Origin of the sequence: Archangium sp., from assembly GCF_036277355.1 — a bacterium.
In the GTDB taxonomy this organism is placed as follows: domain Bacteria; phylum Myxococcota; class Myxococcia; order Myxococcales; family Myxococcaceae; genus Archangium.
Genome location: NZ_DASUNC010000055.1, coordinates 10,808 through 29,500, shown reverse-complemented (window position 1 = coordinate 29,500; position 18,693 = coordinate 10,808). Strand labels below are relative to the sequence as shown.

18 protein-coding genes are annotated in these 18,693 nt (G+C 65.5%); 10 read left to right on the top strand and 8 right to left on the bottom strand.

Features of this window, described 5'->3' with window-relative positions; translation table 11 throughout:
• From VFZ09_RS14600 to VFZ09_RS14585, 4 genes are all read left to right on the top strand, one after another.
• The coding region (locus VFZ09_RS14600) for a DUF6310 domain-containing protein (RefSeq protein ID WP_329728175.1) at nucleotides 1-328 on the top strand (328 nt) is incomplete at its 5' end.
• A 1-nt stretch (nucleotide 329) separates the two neighbouring features.
• Complete coding sequence (locus VFZ09_RS14595) at nucleotides 330-1,088, top strand: DUF5953 family protein (protein WP_329728174.1); 759 nt, start codon at nucleotides 330-332, stop codon at nucleotides 1,086-1,088.
• Between the two features lie 151 nt (nucleotides 1,089-1,239).
• Nucleotides 1,240-1,719, top strand: coding sequence for a DUF2381 family protein (locus tag VFZ09_RS14590; RefSeq protein WP_329728173.1), 480 nt, complete (start codon nucleotides 1,240-1,242; stop codon nucleotides 1,717-1,719).
• Nucleotides 1,659-2,282, top strand: a complete 624-nt coding sequence (locus tag VFZ09_RS14585; protein ID WP_414640701.1) for a hypothetical protein — start codon at nucleotides 1,659-1,661, stop codon at nucleotides 2,280-2,282. The genes VFZ09_RS14590 and VFZ09_RS14585 overlap by 61 nt, the downstream gene beginning before the upstream one ends.
• Here VFZ09_RS14585 and VFZ09_RS14580 read toward each other — a convergent pair.
• The 3 genes from VFZ09_RS14580 to VFZ09_RS14570 form a co-directional block, all read right to left on the bottom strand.
• Entirely contained in the window at nucleotides 2,252-2,707 is a 456-nt protein-coding gene (locus VFZ09_RS14580) for a DUF4265 domain-containing protein (protein WP_329728176.1), read from the bottom strand. The two genes, VFZ09_RS14585 and VFZ09_RS14580, sit on opposite strands and share 31 nt — an antisense overlap.
• Before the next feature lie 5 nt (nucleotides 2,708-2,712).
• Entirely contained in the window at nucleotides 2,713-3,003 is a 291-nt protein-coding gene (locus VFZ09_RS14575) for an HNH endonuclease (protein WP_329728171.1), read from the bottom strand.
• Nucleotides 3,004-3,460: 457 nt separating this feature from the next.
• Nucleotides 3,461-4,048, bottom strand: coding sequence for a Crp/Fnr family transcriptional regulator (locus VFZ09_RS14570; RefSeq protein ID WP_329728170.1), 588 nt, complete (start codon nucleotides 4,046-4,048; stop codon nucleotides 3,461-3,463).
• A 67-nt stretch (nucleotides 4,049-4,115) separates the two neighbouring features.
• Here VFZ09_RS14570 and VFZ09_RS14565 point away from each other — a divergent pair, with 67 nt between their 5' ends.
• The 3 genes from VFZ09_RS14565 to VFZ09_RS14555 all read left to right on the top strand — a co-directional run bounded on the left by VFZ09_RS14565 (nucleotide 4,116) and on the right by VFZ09_RS14555 (nucleotide 7,256).
• Complete coding sequence (locus VFZ09_RS14565) at nucleotides 4,116-5,366, top strand: sterol desaturase family protein (RefSeq protein WP_329728169.1); 1,251 nt, start codon at nucleotides 4,116-4,118, stop codon at nucleotides 5,364-5,366.
• 368 nt (nucleotides 5,367-5,734) lie between these two features.
• Nucleotides 5,735-6,490 (top strand): DUF6310 domain-containing protein, encoded by a 756-nt coding sequence (locus VFZ09_RS14560; RefSeq protein WP_329728168.1) that lies wholly within the window; start codon nucleotides 5,735-5,737, stop codon nucleotides 6,488-6,490.
• 31 nt (nucleotides 6,491-6,521) lie between these two features.
• Nucleotides 6,522-7,256, top strand: coding sequence for a DUF5953 family protein (locus VFZ09_RS14555; RefSeq protein ID WP_329728167.1), 735 nt, complete (start codon nucleotides 6,522-6,524; stop codon nucleotides 7,254-7,256).
• Nucleotides 7,257-7,269: 13 nt separating this feature from the next.
• On the opposite strand, the gene VFZ09_RS14550 is transcribed toward VFZ09_RS14555, so the two are convergent.
• Genes VFZ09_RS14550 through VFZ09_RS14540 form a run of 3 tightly spaced genes read right to left on the bottom strand, consistent with a single transcriptional unit; the run spans nucleotide 7,270 to nucleotide 9,528 of the window.
• Nucleotides 7,270-8,040 (bottom strand): hypothetical protein, encoded by a 771-nt coding sequence (locus tag VFZ09_RS14550; RefSeq protein ID WP_329728166.1) that lies wholly within the window; start codon nucleotides 8,038-8,040, stop codon nucleotides 7,270-7,272.
• 60 nt (nucleotides 8,041-8,100) lie between these two features.
• Nucleotides 8,101-8,919, bottom strand: a complete 819-nt coding sequence (locus VFZ09_RS14545; protein WP_329728165.1) for a 2-oxo acid dehydrogenase subunit E2 — start codon at nucleotides 8,917-8,919, stop codon at nucleotides 8,101-8,103.
• A 15-nt stretch (nucleotides 8,920-8,934) separates the two neighbouring features.
• Nucleotides 8,935-9,528, bottom strand: coding sequence for a hypothetical protein (locus tag VFZ09_RS14540; RefSeq protein ID WP_329728164.1), 594 nt, complete (start codon nucleotides 9,526-9,528; stop codon nucleotides 8,935-8,937).
• 165 nt (nucleotides 9,529-9,693) lie between these two features.
• Here VFZ09_RS14540 and VFZ09_RS14535 point away from each other — a divergent pair, with 165 nt between their 5' ends.
• Nucleotides 9,694-10,845: a PQQ-dependent sugar dehydrogenase gene (locus tag VFZ09_RS14535; RefSeq protein WP_329728163.1), complete on the top strand. Its 1,152-nt coding sequence runs from the start codon at nucleotides 9,694-9,696 to the stop codon at nucleotides 10,843-10,845.
• 48 nt (nucleotides 10,846-10,893) lie between these two features.
• Here VFZ09_RS14535 and VFZ09_RS14530 read toward each other — a convergent pair whose 3' ends face one another.
• Nucleotides 10,894-12,672 (bottom strand): hypothetical protein, encoded by a 1,779-nt coding sequence (locus VFZ09_RS14530; protein WP_329728162.1) that lies wholly within the window; start codon nucleotides 12,670-12,672, stop codon nucleotides 10,894-10,896.
• Between the two features lie 158 nt (nucleotides 12,673-12,830).
• Between VFZ09_RS14530 and VFZ09_RS14525 the strand changes: the two genes are divergently transcribed.
• Entirely contained in the window at nucleotides 12,831-14,423 is a 1,593-nt protein-coding gene (locus tag VFZ09_RS14525; RefSeq protein WP_329728161.1) for a cation:proton antiporter, read from the top strand.
• The gene (locus VFZ09_RS14520) at nucleotides 14,420-15,553 is read left to right on the top strand and encodes a cyclic nucleotide-binding domain-containing protein (protein WP_329728160.1); all 1,134 of its coding nucleotides are present in this window, start codon (nucleotides 14,420-14,422) and stop codon (nucleotides 15,551-15,553) included. Before VFZ09_RS14525 ends, VFZ09_RS14520 begins: the two co-directional genes overlap by 4 nt.
• A gap of 83 nt (nucleotides 15,554-15,636) precedes the next feature.
• On the opposite strand, the gene VFZ09_RS14515 is transcribed toward VFZ09_RS14520, so the two are convergent.
• Entirely contained in the window at nucleotides 15,637-18,330 is a 2,694-nt protein-coding gene (locus tag VFZ09_RS14515) for a P-loop ATPase, Sll1717 family (protein WP_329728159.1), read from the bottom strand.
• Between the last annotated feature and the right edge of the window lie 363 nt (nucleotides 18,331-18,693).

Below are 18,693 nucleotides of genomic sequence, written 5' to 3'. Positions count from 1 at the left end.
CGGGAATGACCCGCACAACACTTGCGCCGACCTGATGCCGGACAACAGCTTCCCCGGCTGGGATGTGTTCGTGAATGGCAAGAACTTCGACGCGCTTCAACTGGCCACGCGCACCCTGTGGGACGTCAAGACGGATGACTTCGACAAGCACAGTCGTCGTTCTCAGCAGTTTTTCATCGAGATGAAGCTACCGGAGCTGCAACGGGAGCGCAGGCTCGCGGAAGAATGCGGTTATGGCTTTGTCGTCGGCGTCCGCAGTGAAGCACACAGAATCGCCCTGGAGCGCGCGGATCGCAGACTTCATGTCGTTGTCATGGACTGGTGCTGAAATGCCGGGAACGAAAGAGGATATTGGCATCACGGTCTATGCGCCTGCACTCGAGGGCGATGACGGCCGGCCTTTGGCTATTGTCCGAGGGATGGAACGTGCGCTTCCCGGTTTACGCCTGGGGTGGACGACGTCTGGGAAGGAAGACCTGATTGCATTGCCTCACCGCGATGAGTGGGTCGCGGCCCACAGGACGAGCGGAGGGTTTCCGTTCCTCTGTAACGATGACGATGACCACCTTGTCACGATTGCCGGGCGGGAGAACCCGGACGGTCTTGCCGCGGGGAGCCCGCCGCATCTCGAAGTCAATGTGACCATGCTCCTGAATGCAGCCGGGATTGCCGTGGTAGCGGGTGCCCTGGAAGCGGCAGCAGAGGGTGCACGCGCGTTCTGGGGGCACGCGACGCCGTCTGACGCGGCCGTCGAGATTTCGCGGCAGACGAGAGATCCCGTGCGGAAGCCGGGGGTCCCGCCGCGAGGGCTGCCAGCGCTCAGGTTTTCTGATGACATCCGCGCCCCTGAGATTCCGCACTGTCTCGGGTGGCTCAACTACTGGTCGGCCGCCGCCGCACGAGCCATCGGCTTTCCGGACCCCTCCCGCGACGCGGAGCTGCTGTCGCGCGCTCGGCGCACCGCGACGGGCGGGTGGGTCGTGCAGCTCACCGAGGCGCCGCTCGACCTGGACGACCCCGCCCACCTGGACGCGCTCAAGCGGGCCTACGAGCGCTTCCCGGAGATCGGCGGGCGCGCGGCCCCTTGAGGCCGACACGGCTCGTGGAGCCGAACAGGGGCGATGACCGGCAGCCTGCAGGCAGGGCGCGCAAGGATTGAATGCCCTGCACCCGTCCTGTCAAGTTGGCCCCACCCTGCGCACTTTCCCACTTCTCAGGTATGGCCTGCTTCTCGTCCTGATGGCGTCCCCGGCACCGGCCAGGGATGAGGCGGAAAAGCTCACGATTCGGACCCTCAAGGTGCCGGCCCATCCAGGCCAGGCGGCTCCGTCCATCTACGTTTCCTGGCAGGTGGTGACGGCGCTCCGCTTCGAGAAGGAGATCGATCCGGAGAAGACGAAGTTCCTGGCGTGGGAGGGACGTTTCGAGACCCCGCTCGTAGGCGGCAAGAAGGTGGTTCTAGAGCCGCTGCGTGACCTCGACGACGGCGAGGCGCTGCCCCTGCTGGTGACGCTCGTTGACGGGACGGAGTTCACGTTCCTCGTGAAGCCCAAGAGGCGCGAGGACTGGTTCTGCACTCGGGTGTACCGCGGGGCCAGACAGGTACCTTCCTGTATGAGTCGGAGTACCCGGCACAAGGCTGGAGCCGTGCGCGGCGCGTGGTGTTGGTGCTGGTGCAGAGGAAGGAGGAGCTCTTTCCCCATGCCTTCTGGCTGGTGACGAGCTGGACGCGGGAGCAGATGTCCGCCGAGCAGTTGCTTACGCACTACCGCCAGCGCGGCACGGCCGAGGGTCACTTCGGAGAGCTCATGGACATGCTGGCCCCGGCGCTCTCCTCGGCCAGACGGCCCAAGTCCAACGACCAGGGCCATCCGCCCGTGCGGCGCTCGGTTTCAATCGAGGCCTTCGCCAACAACGAGGTGCGCCTGCTGCTCAACGCACTGGCCTACCACCTCGTGCACGCCGCGCGCGTACTGCTGGAGCAGGCCACGTATCAGGAGAGAGCGCCTGTCGTGGAGCCAGCGCGGCTGTTTCCGGTACAGGTGAGAGCGGCCCCGGTGGTGAGCGGGAGCGACACCCTCGAGGTGCTCATCGCCAGCGGCAGGCGCGTGAGCTTCGCGATGCGCACGGCCGCTGGTCCGCGGTCCTGTCCACTCGACGTGCCGAAGACCCGTGCACCCCCAGCCCGAGGGCCAGCGCGACGAGGCGCACCGGCTCCTATTCCTCGACGTGCTGCCCCAGTCCTGGACCATCAGGACTGTGCCAGGCAGGCCTCTTCGTAGTCCCACCGGTCCTGCTCGCGGCCTTCATCCAATATCCGCTTCAGTTCATCCCATGAGACGGATGGAGGCACATCGAGCGCGACCAGGCCTCGCAGGTGGCTCTGTTCCGTCGAGCAGCCCAGTTGCTTGAAGAGTCCATGCACCTCGGGAAGTTCGTCATGGCCGTACACGACGACACGGACCGTGCTGTGTCCCGAGGGGTGGACGACATCTTTGTAGAGAAGCTGGTCCGCGTCCAACTCCGCCGAGACGATGTCATCCACGGCAATACCCGTAGCGAAGAATGGGATGTTGTCGATCTTGTAGAGACCCTCACCCACCGTGGTGGCCCAGAGTGTTTCCGCATTGGCGGGAGGATAGCCATCCTCATCCTGCTCGAGGTGAAAGAGGATTTTGACATGTTGATCGGTTGGTGTCCCTGTCATGCGGCTCACGGTGCTTTATCGCTCTTTTTATCGCTCTTCTTGATATTACAATCTCTACAGAGAACCTGGCCGTTATCTGGCTCGCCCTCGCCTCCTTTTGCTCGTGGGATGACGTGTTCGACCTGCGCCTCGTTCTTGGGCGGAGTGACGCCTTGTTGATGCTGCTTTGCTGGAACGGCTTCCACGCTACAGATTTCACATTTGTTTTTCCCGTCATTCTTTTCAGCGTTCTCCTTTTTGACAGCCGCCTTCCCCTTCTTGGTGAAGGGCATTCCCGCTCGCTTGCCAGCCAGCATGCTGACCTGCGGCGCGTCGGGGCCGATGTCAGTGCGAAGCCATGTGGCCGGTTGTGTCTCAGCGGACTCCGGCAGATGATTGTCGAACCTGCTCGCTTCCCCCTGCGCTCCAATCAAGAGGGGGATGAATACCCACCAGGGTGTGAAGCCATTGCATGCCCGCATCTTGAGCCATGGTGACGAGCGCGGACAAGAAGGTTCGACTCGTCAAGGGATGACCCGCGTAGAGGCGGAATGGGGGCGGTGTGGAGGGAGATGGCTGGAGCCGAGGGGGCGAGGAGGGCTGCTGACGGGCAACTCCCTGGGGCACACGCCGGCCCAGTGGCCTCCCCAGGGGGTGGCAGCAGGGGCGTGGGCGTCTTTGGCGGCGTGACTGCTCGAGGCTCGACACCATCTCAACCCTACTGTCCACGTAACCGGGGCAAGCCCACCGTGCCTCAGGCTCCCTCCCTCTGGCTCACCCCCGCTGCTTGCGGCGGCGCGACATGATGCGGCTCAGGGCCTCCTCCGTGATGCCGAGATAGGCCGCCACGTCGCGCTGGGAGACGCGGCCCTTCAGGTGCGGGTGCTCCTCCCAGAAGCGCACGAGGCGCTCCTCCGCGGTCAGGTCGAGGAACTCCTGCTCGCGGCGCTCCTTGAGGATGAAGTGGTACTCCGCCACCCGCCGCGCCAGCCGCTCCCAGCACACGTGGCCCCGCTCGAGCGCCTCGAGATCGCTCGTCCGGAACACCAGCACGCGGCTCGGCTCGAGCGCTTCGATCGCCGTCATCGAGGGCCGCCGTTGCAGCATCTCCGCGTAGGCGCCAATCAGCTCGCCCTCCGCGCGGAACGCCTTGATGGACTCGGCGCCGCCCGCCGACACACGCACGGCCCGGAAGACCCCCTGGAGCACCAGCGCGAAACGGTCCGACGGCGCTCCGGGCTGGAGGAAGAGCTCGCGTCTGGCCAGCACCTGCTCCGATGCCAGCGCCTCGGCCTTCTCCCACTCGTCCTCGGGGAGGGAGACCTGCGCCGCGAGGCGCTCGAAGAGCTTCGGGAATCTCATGGGGGAGTCCCCTCGGGTTGATCCAGGTCAAGGCGGCGGCCGGCCCGGATGCCGTACACCAGCACGCATGACCTTGAACGTCTACGCCGTGGCCACCCCCTTCGTCATCGTCCTGGCCCTCGCGGAGTTCGCGTACTGCGTGGCGAGGCGCAACGGCTACTATAGCTTCCAGGACTCCATCGCGAGCATGGGGACGGCGGTGATGAACCAGTGCGTCAACGTGGCGGTGGCGCTGCTGGTGCTGCCCCTCTTCACGCGGCTCGGCCAGTTCGCTCCGTGGCGGCTCGACGTCTCGTCGCCGCTGTCGCTGGTGGCCCTCTTCCTCGGGGTGGACTTCCTCTTCTACTGGTTCCACCGCTTCGGCCACCGCACCAACATCGGCTGGGCGGCGCACTCGCCCCACCACTCCACGGAGGAGCTCAACTACGCGGTGGCGCTGCGCGCGAGCGTGACGCAGCGGCTCTTCTCGTTCCTCTTCTACTGGCCGCTGGTGCTGGTGGGCTTCCCACCCGAAGCAGTGCTGGCGATGGTGGCATTCCACCTGGTGCTGCAGTTCATCCCGCACACCCGCGTCATCCCCAAGCTGCCCCGGTGGGTGGAGTCCTGGCTGAATACGCCCTCGCACCACCGCGTGCACCACGCGCGCAATGACGCCTACCTCGACAAGAACTACGCGGGCTTCCTCATCATCTGGGACCGGATGTTCGGCACCTACGCCGAGGAGGTGGAGCCCTGCTCCTACGGCCTCACCACCCCGGCGAACACGTGGGACCCGACGGCCATCAACTTCCAGGCCTGGGCCCGGCTCATCGGCGACGCGCTCGCGACGAAGAGCACGTGGGACCGCCTGCGCATCTGGGTGATGCCCACGGGCTGGCGGCCGGCGGACCTTCCCCCGCGCGCGTTGGGCTATTGGAAGCAGGACGGCGTGGAGGTGAAGTTCTCCTCGACGGAGCTGCCCGGCATCCGGCGCTACCTCGTCTTCCAGTTGTTCGCGTCCATGCCCTTCATGCTCCTGGTGAGCCACCATGCCTCACCGCTGTCGGGCGGGAGCAAGCTGGTGCTGAGCCTGCTGCTCTGGGGCATGGCGACGGCCTGGAGCGGGATGCTGGAGTCCAAACGCTGGAGCCTGCCGCTGGAGCTGGCGCGGGTGCTCGTCATGGGCGTGGCGGTGACGGTGTGGCTGATGCGGGCCGGCGCGCCCCAGGCGTGGAGCGCCCTCTGCGCGGCCTGGCTCGCCCTCTCGCTCACCTGGCTGGTGGTGGGAATCATCGGGCCGCTCCGGCCCCCCGTTGCGGCGAGGCCCGACGGGGGCTGAGCCACCTCACCTCGCCGGGGACGGCTCGCACCGCTCGAGCGCCCACACCTTTCAGGTGACGGCGTGTGGCGTCCCTGGTACCTCCGCCTCGGGCAAACCTCACGAGGTTCCACGGCGTCGGTGGCATTGTCCCACCGCCCACGGGTCCGCCCTTGCTCCGCGGAATCCCCCTTCCGTAGGAGGTGGCCATGCGTCTCCGCGCATCCATCGCACTTCTGCTCCATGTCTCTGCCTGCGCTACGCCAGCGCCCAGCCCCAGAGAGCCACCGGCCCGGAACCCGAGGCTCGACAACCTTCAGAGAGCGGCGGCACTGCCCTGGACGGACGGGGGGCGTTGCGCCGTCCAGGAGGCTTCCGAGCCCTGGCCCGTGCTGGCGGAGCGGTGCTTTCATGCCCTCGACCATGACCGCATCGAGTTTCACGACATCACGGGACGATGCGCGGTCGCCTCGGCGGGGGCGGGAGCAGGGGCCATGGGGCTCGGGGTCTGTGTCCTCGCGGCGCCGGAGCTCGTCGTGGGGGCAGTAGTCGTCGCGGGCGTGGTGGTGGTGGGCTTCGCCATCAAAGAGGCGTTGGATACCTACGCGAAGAAGAGGGGCCGTCCCCAGGTAAGGCCCATGCCTGAAACGCGGCCCGTGCCTGAAACAAAGCCCGCCCCGCCGAAACCCTCGCCGAAGAAAAGGCCCAAGCCGGAGCCAAAGGGGCCGGATTTCCCTCCTTTGGAGCCACCCGAGACTTCGGAGCGAGAGCGCCGCAGGTGCGAGCCCGATCCAGTGCCGTACCACCTTGGCGGTAATCCACTGCACGACACGTGCGCCGACAGAATTCCGAACAACAGCTTCCCCGGCGGGGATGTGTTCGTGAATGGGAAGAACTTCGACGCGCTGCAACTGGCCACGCGCACGCTATGGGAGGTCAAGACCGACAACTTCGACAAGTTCACGCCCGACCTTCGGAGAATTGTGCTCGACAACCAGGTGCTGGATTTGCAGTACGAGCGCGGTCTTGCTCTGGCTTGTGGATTCAACTTCCGGGTCGGCGTGCGAAGCCCCGCGCACAGAATCGCGCTGGAACTCGCGGAGCCAGAACTCGCGGGCATTATCGAAGTCATGGAATGGTGCTGAGATGCCAGCCACACAAGAAAATGAAATTGCCATGATCGTCTATGCACCTGCACTCGTGGGCGACGATGGCCGCCCTTTGGCCGTTGTTCATGGAATGGAACGCACATTCCCTGGCTTGCGCCTGGAATGGACAATCTCTGGCGAGGGGAAGCTGCTCCGGGTACCGCAGCGTGAGGCATGGCTCGCCCAAGGGAGGCCGACCGGAAGGGGGTTTCGGCTCATTTGCAATGGCGACGAGAGCTACCGGGTAACGGTTTCTGGATGGGAAAGGCCGGCGGGCCTCTCCCCGGGAGGGCAGGCACAGTTTGAAGTCCAGGCAGCCCTGCCGCTCGACGCAACCGGCATCGCGGCGGCAGTGGAGGTGCTGGAGGCCATGGCGGAGGGTGCTCGCGCGTTCTGGGGGCACGCAACGCCTTTCAGCGCAGGGGTGGACATCGCGCGCCAGACGAAGAATCGGCCAGACGACCTGGCGCCGCCTCCCCGTGGGCTGCCGGTGATCAAGTCCCCCAGTGCCATGCGCTCACCTGAGATTCCGCATCGCCTCGGGTGGCTGAACTACTGGTCGGCTGCTGCTGCCCAGGCCATCGGATTCCCGGACCCCGCCCGCGACGCGGAGCTGCTTTCGCGCGCACGGCGTACCGCGACGGGCGGGTGGGTCGTGCAGCTCACCGATGCGCCGCTCGACCTGGACAACCCCGCCCACCTGGATGCGCTCAAGCGGGCCTACGCGCGCTTCCCGGAGATTGGCGGACGCGTAGCCCCTTGAGGGGCACGGCTCACTACTCGCCGAGGGCCCCGTAGTGCACGACGCGGAAGCGGGCGCCCTGGGCCTCGCGGATGCGGGCGGCGAGCGCCTCGTGCAGCTCGGGCGTCCAGGTGGTCCACTGGTCGAAGAAGCGCGCGGCGGCGGCCTTGTCTCCCGCGTGCTGGAGCGCAAGCACCTCCTTGAGCAGCGAGGCGACGGTCTCCGGGTAGCGCTCGTACCGGAGGGTGAGGCGGGCGGTCTTCGGGTCGGCCTCGAGCAGCCCATGCGAGAGGAACCAGTTGAACTGGATGAGCTGCATGGTCTGGTAGGGCTGGTCGCGGCGAGGCTTCGCGTTCTGCAGCGTGCGCTGGGAGTTCCCCTCGGGGGCGAGGCCGCTCGCGTGGGCCTCCACGGTGGCGGCGCGCCAGACGCGCTCGTCGGCGGCGAAGATGTCCGGGTTCTTCATGATGTTGTCGCGCAGCAGGAGGGTGAGGCCGTAGCGGCGCGAGAAGAGCGGGTCATTGGGGAGGATGCTCGCGGTGTTGGTGCCCCGCGCCTGGCCGGAGCCGGCGATGACGTCGTAGACGCCGACGGGGATGTCCTCGCGCACGCGCCGGGGGTACACGTACGGCAGCGAGTCCTGGAGCGCCTGCAACCCACCGGGCGCCTTGCGCAGCCCGGCCGTGGCCTGCTCGTTCTCCAGCAGCAGGCTCATGCCGTGGAACGACTTCACCCCGAAGAGCGCGTCATCGTACGTCTCATAGGAGCCGATCTGCGCGTTGAGCCGCTGGAAGCGGCCCGTCACCCAGGAGGCATCGCCGCTCTCGGAGTCGTTGGAGAGACGGGCAGTTTCATGCGCGGCAGCCTACGGCGCCGGGGGCTCCTCGGAAGCGGGCGGGCCCCAGACGGACGCGGGATCCTCCAGGGCCTCGCCGATGTGACGCAGGACTCGAGCGACGAGGTCCGCGTCGAGCAGGCGCGCATCGAAGGTGCACGAGAGCGTCATCTCCTTGCCAGGAACGAGGGCGTCGCCTTCGAGCACGGGGACATCGCGCACGGCGCCGGAGGCGAGGTAGAGGGCCACGCGGGTGTAGGGCACCATGGCCAGCCAGGCGCGCTCCAGGCCGAGCGAGCCCACGTTGGAGACGGCGACGGAGCCGAAGGGGTCTCTCGGCATGCCCACCCACGCGAGGTCCATGTTGAGGGTGAACCAGACGAAGGAGAGCAGCCGGAGGACGGTGTTCATGACGAGGCCGGGGACGCGGTAGGAGCGCCGCTTGCCCCGCTCGATGACGGCGTCCCGGCGGTGGCGGACGTGCTCGACACGCTCCTGCATCGCGCTGGCGAAGCCCTGGAGCGAGAGCGCGTCCGCATCGTGAACGGTGGCGGTGGTGAGGTCCACGCGGCCGAGGTGCTCGGTCTGTACGACGAGGACACAGACGCTCACGCGCTTGCGCAACCAGGGCCGGTTCCAGCGGAGGATGGCATTGGCCTCGGGGTAGCGGCGGAGCGCATCGGCGGCGGCCTTGGCCACCAGGTGCGTCACCGTGAGGCGCTGGCCCGAGCGCGAGCGGAAGGCCTCCACATACGCGAGCGCGCGCTCCATGCGGATCTCGATCGCCGCATAGGCACTCGGGTCCCGGGGGGAGCTGTACGAGCCAAGGGCGAGGAGGGGGAAGTTCACGGGCTGGCGAGTCCTCTACCACCGGTCATCGGTGAAGAGGCAGTCGATCAGCTTCGCCTCACCCAGGGACACATTGCCGCACTGGATGTCGGGCACGGGGGTGAAGAGTGCCTCGTTGGTCAGGCGGTGAACGTGGAGCACGTCCCGCACGAGGGCCTCGACCTTGTCCGCATAGGACTTCGTCTCGGGGACGTCCTCGTAGAAGGTCTCCGAGGCCCACGATTTCTTCTCGACCAGATGGTAGCGCCGGAACGAGCTGTAGAGAACGAACACAGGCACGAGGATGCTGACCAGCACCACCACGGTCCTGACCTCATCCTGGCCGTCAGGAAGCTTCAGCACCTCCGGAAGATCGACCCTGACACGCCAGCAGTTGTCGTCGGAGAAGAGCACGGTCCAATCCTCGACCTTGCACTCCGGTAGTGCCTCGCGAAGCCTCGCGAGCAATCCTCTCCAACTCGTTGGATTTTTCAGCGCCTGCGCGCGCAGCTGCAACATGCGCTGGTACTGCTCGGATTCACCGTAGCGCTCGTTGTCACTGTACAAATTGACGGGGTAGTAGCGGTGAAGCAGTTCGATGAGCCGTGGCGGTGAGAAATCTTCGTTCATGGGAGCCTACTCCCGCGCAACCCGGAAAATTCGAGGTAGAACACTACCCGGAGCCCCTGCAAGTTGGTGGTCACCAATCACGCCCCGTCTGCCGTCACGTCCACCTCCTGACGTGCCCGCCACGGTCCGGTGGCGCACGCTCCCTCCGCCCGTCATAGATACGGCATGCGTACCTGCCTCGTGCTCTCCGCACTCGTGTTCCTCGCCGCCTGCTCCGGCTGCCGCAAGAGCCAGGCGAAGACAGCCCCCGATTGCATCCTCGTCGAGGACGACTTCGGCCCCGATGGCACCGTGCCCATCACCTTCGACGTCGTCGCCGAGGGCCTCGAGGTCCCCTGGGGCATCGCCTGGCTCCCCGGCGGCGATGCGCTCGTCACCGAGCGTCCCGGCCGCATCCGTCTGCTCCGCAACGGCGCCCTCCAGCCCGCTCCCGTCGCCACCGTGAAGATCTCCTCCGCTGGCGAGAGCGGCCTGCTCGGCATCGCCGCGCATCCCTCCTTCGCGAGCAACCGGCAGATCTACCTCTACGTGACCACCGACGAGGGCGGCTCGACGCAGAACCGCGTGGAGCGGTGGATCCTCTCCGAGGACCACACCTCCGCCACCTTCGAGCGCGTCATCTTCGGCGGAATCCCCGCGGCGAAGTACCACGACGGCGGGCGCATCCGCTTCGGCCCCGATGGCATGCTCTACGTGGGCACGGGAGACGCGCGCGAGCCGGACAACGCACAGAACGTGGACACGCCCTCCGGCAAGCTGCTGCGGCTCACCCCCGAGGGCGAGGTGCCCGCGGACAACCCCTTCCCCGGCAAGCCCGTCTTCCTCCTCGGTGTGCGCAATACCCAGGGCTTCGACTGGAAGGACCGCGACACGCTCTACTTCACCGACCACGGCCCCAGCGGCGAGACGTTCCGCCGCGGCCATGACGAGGTCAGCGTGGTGCGCAAGGGGGACAACCTCGGCTGGCCCACCGTCTACAGCTGCGAGTCCGGCGAGGGCCTCATCACCCCGTCCCTCACCTGGGAGAGCGCGGCCCCCCCGGGCGGAGCCGCCATCTACACCGGCGACGCCATCCCCGAGTGGAAGGGCTCCCTGCTCATCGGCACGCTCGGCTCACGGCACCTGCACCGCGTGGTCTTCTCCCAGGAGAATCCCTTCCAGGTCGCCCAGCACGAGGTGTACCTGCGCAACGAGTGGGGCCGCCTGCGAGAGACGATCATGGGCCCGGACGGCCACCTCTACGTCACCACCAGCAACTGCGACAGCCGCGGAGACTGCACCGCGCGCAAGGACGTCATCCTGCGCATCCGCCGCTGAACGAAGCAGGGGCCGCGTGCCCGGCCAGGCGCACGCGGCCCCCCAGGCTCACCAGCGCACCGAGTCCACGTACAGCGTGCCGGACCAGGCGGCATCGGTGAAGAGCTCGAGGCCGAGCTGGTACAGCGGCGACACAGCGTTGGCGGGCACCTGCACGGTGACGGTGCTCCAGTCCCCGGCCTTCAGGGACGTGGAGGCCACCCACGAGCCCGTCCACTGCCAGCCCCCCGCCGAGCCCTGCTGCACATAGGGCTGGACGGCCGTGATGCGGCTGCCGGCCGGGACCCAGACGCGCATGGACACCGTCCGGCCCGCGGGCACGGCGGCGTTGAGCACCGAGACGCGGGACATCCCCGCCGCGGTGCCACCCATCGTCACCGCCAGCGAGCGGCTGCCCGCGTCCGCCTTCGCGGTGGACGACACCACGCCCTTCACCAGCGCCCCCGAGAAGCTCCACCCCTGCGCGTCCGTCTCGAAGCCGTACCGCACGGTGTCCGTGACCGGCGTCGGCGTGGGAGTCGGCGTCGGCGTGGGAGTCGGCGTCGTGGTGGAGCCCGCGGGGATGGCGAGGCCACCGGCCTTCAGGAAGGCACCCGCGCGGCTCTTCAGGAAGAGCTGGCCGTCCGAGTACACGTCGTGGGTGTGCGAGGCCTGCTGGCCCTCGCCCCGGCCGAAGAGCAGCGCGATGACTCCGCTGCCCGCGAACTTCTCGCGGTGCACGGCGCTCCCGGTGCCGAAGAAGTACTCGGCGCGGTTGTCCTTGTAGCCCGAGCCCGGCGTATTGGCCGCGTAGGGCTTGTTCAAGCTGCTGGAGTTGCCCTCCGGAAGCTGCCACAGCACCCAGCGCTTGCCCGAGGCCACGTTCCACAACCGCAGCCACTCGGCGTACCGGTTGAAGCTCTTGGACGAGATGGAGGCCGAGTCGCTCGCGTCCCACCACCGGTCCTGCCCGTACTGCTTGTAGAAGTCCGAGTCGCGGTCGAGCGGGTCTCCCACCAGCACGTCATAGGTGGCCCCCGTGACGTTGGCGCCCAGGCCCAGCGGCTTGAGGAAGTTGTAGACCTTGTCCACCTCGGGCTGCAGCGCGTCCGTCACCGAGAAGTACGCGATGTCCTTGCCACTGGCCCACCCCGAGATGTGGATGCCCAGGATGACGTTGGTGGCGCCCACCGCCTTGCGCAGCTGGAGGAACGAGAGCCCCCACCCGGCCACCGTGTTGGGCAGCCCCGCCAGCTCCGGCATCCCCGTGGCCGCCACGGCCGCGTAGGCACTGGGGTTGTTGTTCGAGTACTTCTGGAGGTACCCAAAGCCATCCGCCTCCATCAGCACGAGCACCGGCTTGCCGAACTCCCTGGCCCGCTGCATCAGCACCTTGAAGTCGGAGAAATAGCTCTTCATCGTGGTGGCGTTCTGCGCCTTGGCGAGGAACTGGTCCTCGCCGCCACCCGGCTCTCCGTTGACCTGGTAGTACTGGATGGCCGGGATGAAGCCCTGGGTGGCGGACTCCGTCAGGAACTGCTTGCCCCAGCTTCCATCCGCGGCGGACCAGCCCCAGTTGTTGACCCAGCCCTTGGTGAAGTAGCGGTAGCGCACGTCCCAGGGCACCGCGCTGTCCTTCATCCACGTCTGGGGGGCTTCCTCGAAGAGGCCCACCAGCAGGCGCGCGGGAAGTCCCGCGGGGATGGAGCCGGCGGGCTGCGTCGCCAACGGCGCTTCCCGGGTGTCCAGCGTGTCCAGCGTCGGATTGTCGGAGGAGAGATCTCCGGGCAGCTCGGGACCACAGGCCGCGCACGCCAGGAGAGCAAGCGATAGGAGGAAGTGTTTCATGGGGCCCCCAACCCCCACGGGGCCCTCCCCTTTCCCGACGTCCTGGCGAAGCACCAGGGATGGCTCCGGGGGCTCGCCTCCCGGGTAGCTCCGGTGTGACACCTGGCCACAAGGCAACCCGTGCACAAGCCCGGCGCATCTGCGAGTCTTGGGGCCGCGTGCACCTCGAAATGCCCCTCATCATCGGCCTGATGGTGGCCGCCAGCTCGCTCGCCATCGCCGCCAAGCGCGTGCGGATTCCGTACAACGTCGCGCTGGTGGTGGGGGGTCTGCTCCTGTCCGTGGGAGGAATCTTCCCGGGCATGCCTCCGCTCAACCCGGAGGTCGTCTTCCTCGTCTGCCTGCCGCTGCTGCTCTTCGAGGGCGGCATCACCGCGGACGTGGCCAACGTGCGCGCCAACCTGCTGCCCATCGCCACCCTGGCCACCCTGGGCATGGTGCTGGCCATCGCCGCCACCGGCACGGCGCTCCACTACACCCTCGCGCTCGCGTGGGGGCCCGCCCTGCTGCTCGGGGCCATGCTCGCCGTCACCGACACCGTCTCCATCCTCTACGCCTTCCGCCGTGCCCCCGTGCCCCGCCGCCTCTCCGGCATCATGCAGGGCGAGAGCCTCTTCAACGACGGCACCGCGCTCGTGGCCTACGCGGCCATCTCCAGCATCGTGGTGAGCGGAGAGTCCTCGTTCTCGCTGCCGCTCCTCGGCGCCAAGGTGGTGGGCGCCACGCTCGGGGGCCTGGCCATCGGCCTCACCCTGGGCCTGGTGGCCGGCTTCATCATCCGCCGCACCGAGGATCCGCTCGCGGAGATCATGGTGACCACGGCGCTGGCCTTCGCCGCCTTCGTCATCGGCGAGCAGCTGCACCTGTCGGGCGCCATCGCCGCGGTGATGGCCGGCCTGGCCACGGGCATCAACCTGCGGCGCCACGTGGCCCCCCAGAGCCAGGTGGCCATCCACACCTTCTGGGAGTACGCCGCCTTCGGGGTGAACACCTTCCTCTTCCTCTCCATGGGGCTCACCACCCGGCCCGAGACGCTGGTGCGCTACCTGCCGCAGACGCTGCTCGCGGTGGTCTGTGTCTTCGCCGGCCGCGCGGTGGCCATCTACCTGCCCTTCCTGCTGCTGCGCTGGCTGCGCCCCTCCGAGGCCGTGCCCCTGCGCTGGCAGCACGTCTTCATCCTCGGCAACATCAAGGGCGCGCTGTCCATCGGCCTGGCGCTCGGTCTGCCGGAGTCCACGCCCTCGCGCGAGCTGCTGGTGGCCATCGCCTTCGGCGTCTGTTTCCTGTCCCTGGTGCTCCAGGGGTTGATGCTCACGGACATCCTCAAGCGGCTGGGCCTCTTCCATGAGGATCCGGTGGCCTACGCGGTGGCCGAGCAGCAAGCGCGCCTCATCGCCAGCCGCGCCGCGCGCCAGGAGTTGGAGGAGCTGCACGACCAGGGGCTGATTCCCCGCGCGGCCTATGAGCACCTGCGCAGCGACTACCAGGTGGGCATCGCCGGCGCCGAGCGCGAGCTGCGCCGGCTCAGCGAGCAGCACCTGGCGCAGGGGGCGAAGATCGTGCTGGCCACGCGCCGCCGCCTCATCGACGCGGAGCGCACGGCGCTCTTGTCGGCCCGGCGCGCCGGCCTCATCCCCGAGGCCACGGCCGAGATACAACTGGCGAAGCTGGACTCGCGCACGCTGGAGCTGGAGCACGTGCTGGCGAGCGCGCAGGAGCACGAGGCGGACAGCGGGAGGAAGGTGTCATGAAGATCGTCATCGCGGGTGGTGGACGGGTGGGTGGGACGCTGGCGGCGCGGCTGGTGTCGGAGCAGCACCAGGTGACGGTGGTGGAGCGGGACGCGAACACCTGCCACCGGCTCTTCGAGGACATTGGCGTGGTGACGGTGTGTGGGGACGCGAACGACCCGTCGGTGCTGGAGTCGGCGGGCATCTCGGGGGCGGACATCGCGGCGGGGGTGCTGGCGCGCGACGCGGAGAACCTGGCCTTCGCCACGCTGGTGCGCTCGATGAGCAGCGCGCGCGTGATGGTGCGCATGTTGGACAGCCGCTACCGCCAGGCATACAAGCTGGCCGGGGTGAGCGAGCTGGTGGCGGAGGCCGAGGTGGTGGTGGCGAAGATGACCACGGCCATCGACTTCCCGCAGGTGGCGGGCTCGCTGCCGCTGGCGGCGGGGACGGCCATCCTCTTCGAGCTGGAGGTGAACCCGAAGGCGCTGGTGGCGGGGCGCACGGTGGCGCAGGTGCGCGCGCTGCCCGAATTCCCGCGCGAGTGCGTGTTCATCGGCGTGGTGGACCCGGAGGGCCGCATCACGCTGCCGGACGGGAACACGGTGCTGCGCGCGGGGCACACCATCATCCTCGTGGCGCGCCGCGCCGAGTTGGCCCGCGCCGTGGAGTGCCTCACCGCCGAGGCCCAGCGCCAGAGCGACACGCCGCTGGCGGAGATGTTGCGCAAGGTGGACTTCCTCACGCCGCTCAACGACGAGCAGCTGGCCTCGGTGGCGCGCGGCGCCGACTACCTGCGCAAGGAGGCCGGCGAGCTGCTCTTCAAGAAGGGCGACGCGGGCGAGTCCTTCTACGTCGTCGTCTCGGGCGAGGTGAACCTGCTGGCCGAGGGCGGACGGCTGGTGGAGGTGGTGAAGCCGGGAGGTTTCTTCGGGGAGATCGCCCTGCTCACGGGAGAGCCACGCGCCACGAGCGCCAGGGCCGCCACGGCGTGCGAGCTGGCCGCCGTGGGCCGCGATGACTTCCAGGGGATGGTGATGGCCAACCCCACGGTGGCGCTGGAGATGAGCCGCCTCCTCGGGCAGCGGCTGGCGAAGATGGCGCAGCAGGACCGGGCGCCCCAGAAGCGCAAGGGCCTGTTCGGCCGCTGAGCACCGACCTCCTCGGAAGAAACTCCTGCTGCCTCTACGACCGAGAGGCAGCATTGCAGGCCTTACCCTACCAGGACATATTCCTAACGGCGTCCAAGCCTATTAATTTCGAGTTCAGGCGCAAAGGCATAAAGGTCTACAATTCTTACGGTAGGAGTGCCATTGCGTCGCGAGCCTGCCTCAACAATACCAAGCGTCTTGAAGCTCTTAAGCGCCTCACCAGGATCGCTCTCACCGGCACCCTTCAACGCACGCAAGAACTTAACCTCGTCCTGGTAAGAATCGAACCCCCTGAGCAAATCAATACGACGCCGCTCATCAGGAGCACATTCCTTTTTCAATTCGGCCAATCTCTCAGTTGCCACCAGCGGGATTGCAGCACGAAGCGCAGGCGGGTCCAAGAGAGGAAGTTTGTCATCAAGGCTTCTCTTTCTTCGCTGCTCAAGAGCAAACCGCAAAAGCCACAAGGCGGCTCGCGGGAACATGCGATTCGCACCATCATGGAGACGTCCCCAAACCCAGGCCGTTGAGCGAGTGTTGCTCTCGCCCTCTCCCATTCGATTTCCCCAAATCAACGCAAGAGCACCAAGACGCTGTTGCTCCGTGCATTCCTCAAGTCGCTCGCGATCGATTCCCATACCAGCCAATCGCTTAGTAAATCGAGGAGATGCAACAGCCATCGCTCTCACAACAAGACGCCAGATTTCCTCTGGAGCCCAGTTGAGTACGACTCTCCGAGTCGCGTACTTTGCCTCTTCTTCGACGTTGAGAGAGCGGAAGATATCTTCGCGCAGGAAAACCTTCGCAGCCAAATGTCGTCGACTCACCCAAGAAACATTGGTTCGATCGAGCAACCCCTCGATCATGTCTGATCGACGGCGAATGTCTCGCATGGACTCTCCGAGCGCGACATCCAGATCATCGAACAACAAAGTCAAAGTCTTCCCTGCCCGACTGCATGTTCTATCTATCGACTCCCACATCTCATCAAGAACCAATGGTTCCTGAACAAGCTTTTTTACGGCATCCCGTACCGACTGAGCAGATGTTGACTCGACTAGCCGCTCAAGCGAAACCTTACGCTTACTTTCGCGCAAAATTTCAATCTCCATACCAGAAGAGCGCATGCGCGCAATTGCTCGCCCAAGAGCAAGCGCCGACCACATATGACTCCAATCACGCCCCTTGATGCGGTCAAGCTCTCTCAGCACATCCCGAGTGATAGGAGGCATACTAGTGCTGCCCGGCGTAAGCTGAGAATACCCATCAACAAATATGGTATTCTCTAGTGCCTTAGTTCCACTGCGGCGAGTAAGAGTATCTTTGTGCTCAAGGCACATACGTCTTAGGTAACTCTTACCAGTTCCCTTAGCACCAAGGACCAAGCACACCTCGTGTCGCACAAAATCATGCAGATCACGTGTGCTGGTAAAAAGATCCGCCAGCTTTTCGAAGTTCTCCTCATTCTCCGCTTGTGCAACCGGGATATCCGCTTCGCGCAAGACCTCCCGCACCCATCCAGGCTCTGGCGCAAGAATTGGCGCGGAAACATCAACAGGAACAAGCCGCTCTGCGAGTTCTCGATAACCCTCAACTGCCCCAGGAATCAACCGTCCCTCATTCTCAACAATGCGGGAGGCATAATCTATTGGGAGTATTTCAATATCGGGAGGCAACTCACCATCCGCGGCTGTCTCAAGATCCTCGTTGACCCCTGCACGAGAGTGCTCCATAACCACCCGAAGCTCGTCATGAATACGACGCCGAGCATCCTCGCCAGCAGGCATCATGCCAGCCACTACATGCACAAGCTTTGGTCTGCCAAGCGCTCGTCGATTCCGCTCCAAAGCATAAATCGCCGGCTCCATAGACATGAACGTACTTGGCGCTGGCGAAGCAAAGAAAGCGACCTCATCCGCCAGATCTAGCACTGTCATGGCAGATTCGTCGCAATACCCAGAACGTGTATCAACAAGAACGATTTCAGCTTCGCTAGCTCGAATTGCAACTCTCAGGAGGCGCCGGAGGGCAGGCTGCCCTCCGCGGTACAGCGAGGCCGGCGCAAGCGGACCTAACAATGCTTGCACGAATTCTGCATCAGCCAGAAGTGGTCCAAGCACATCCACACGGGAGTTTACGTCTTTTCCGCGACGCAGTGCTTGAGCGATCATTTCTTCAAGCTTTTCGTCTGAAGACTCATCCCCATCCCCAGCAGCCTTGACAAGTTTCTCAAATCTTGGCCGTCCATCCGGAGACAGGTCGTCTGACAAAGTCGCAACGAGACCAGGAGAATCAAGATCCAAGTCAAGCGCCAATACCTTCATTCGACGCCCAAGTAGTGATGACACATGAGCGAGCGCAGTTGAGCGCCCAACTCCACCTTTCAAACCCCAGAACGCCACCACTTTGCATTCAAAACCGCGGTCATCTACAACTTCCTCTTCGGGCTCCCTAAGAAGAGCATCTCCCCAAGTGGGGGTACCAACTGGTTCCGGGGAAAAGACAAGATTCGCCTCCTCCGGCTCAATGTCGGCAGGAGCTTTCAAAAACATCAATGTTCTTTCAGGAAGTTCGAACCCCGCCTCCGCCAACACCTCTCTCACGTGACTTTCTGGATCATCAACACCATCAAGCACATCAGCGAGAATCCTGAGGTCTATTGTTCCATCAAAAGTACGCCTGATACGCATCCGAGAAGGCTGCATCCCCTCGGACAGAATCTTCCGCAATTCGGAAATAGACGCAGTAGGGAAGCCAGTCGGGCGAACTTTACTCATGATTCAAACACCTTTTTCATCCAAATCACGACAACTTCGCAGCACTTCACAAACGGCTGGGCATGCTTCGCTTCTGGTCGTTTTCCACCATAGCGGTGCTGATACGGGTCTAGACCACCAAGCTTATAAATCGACTCTGTAAGCACCCTGTCGGCCGTACTCTTGACTCTCGCAGCCTGTCTATCCCAGAGCACAAGAACTGAGTGCCCCCGGCTACTATCAAATAGGTCTTCAGATACGCCTAAAGGCAGCCCAGTCTGGTCATTTGCGCCATGCCCGTGAAGCAGCGTTGCTTTTAAGGCACATTCCACGGCTAGCAGGGCGTACGTCACAGCACCATCGCAGTGCCAAATGCGTAGAGGC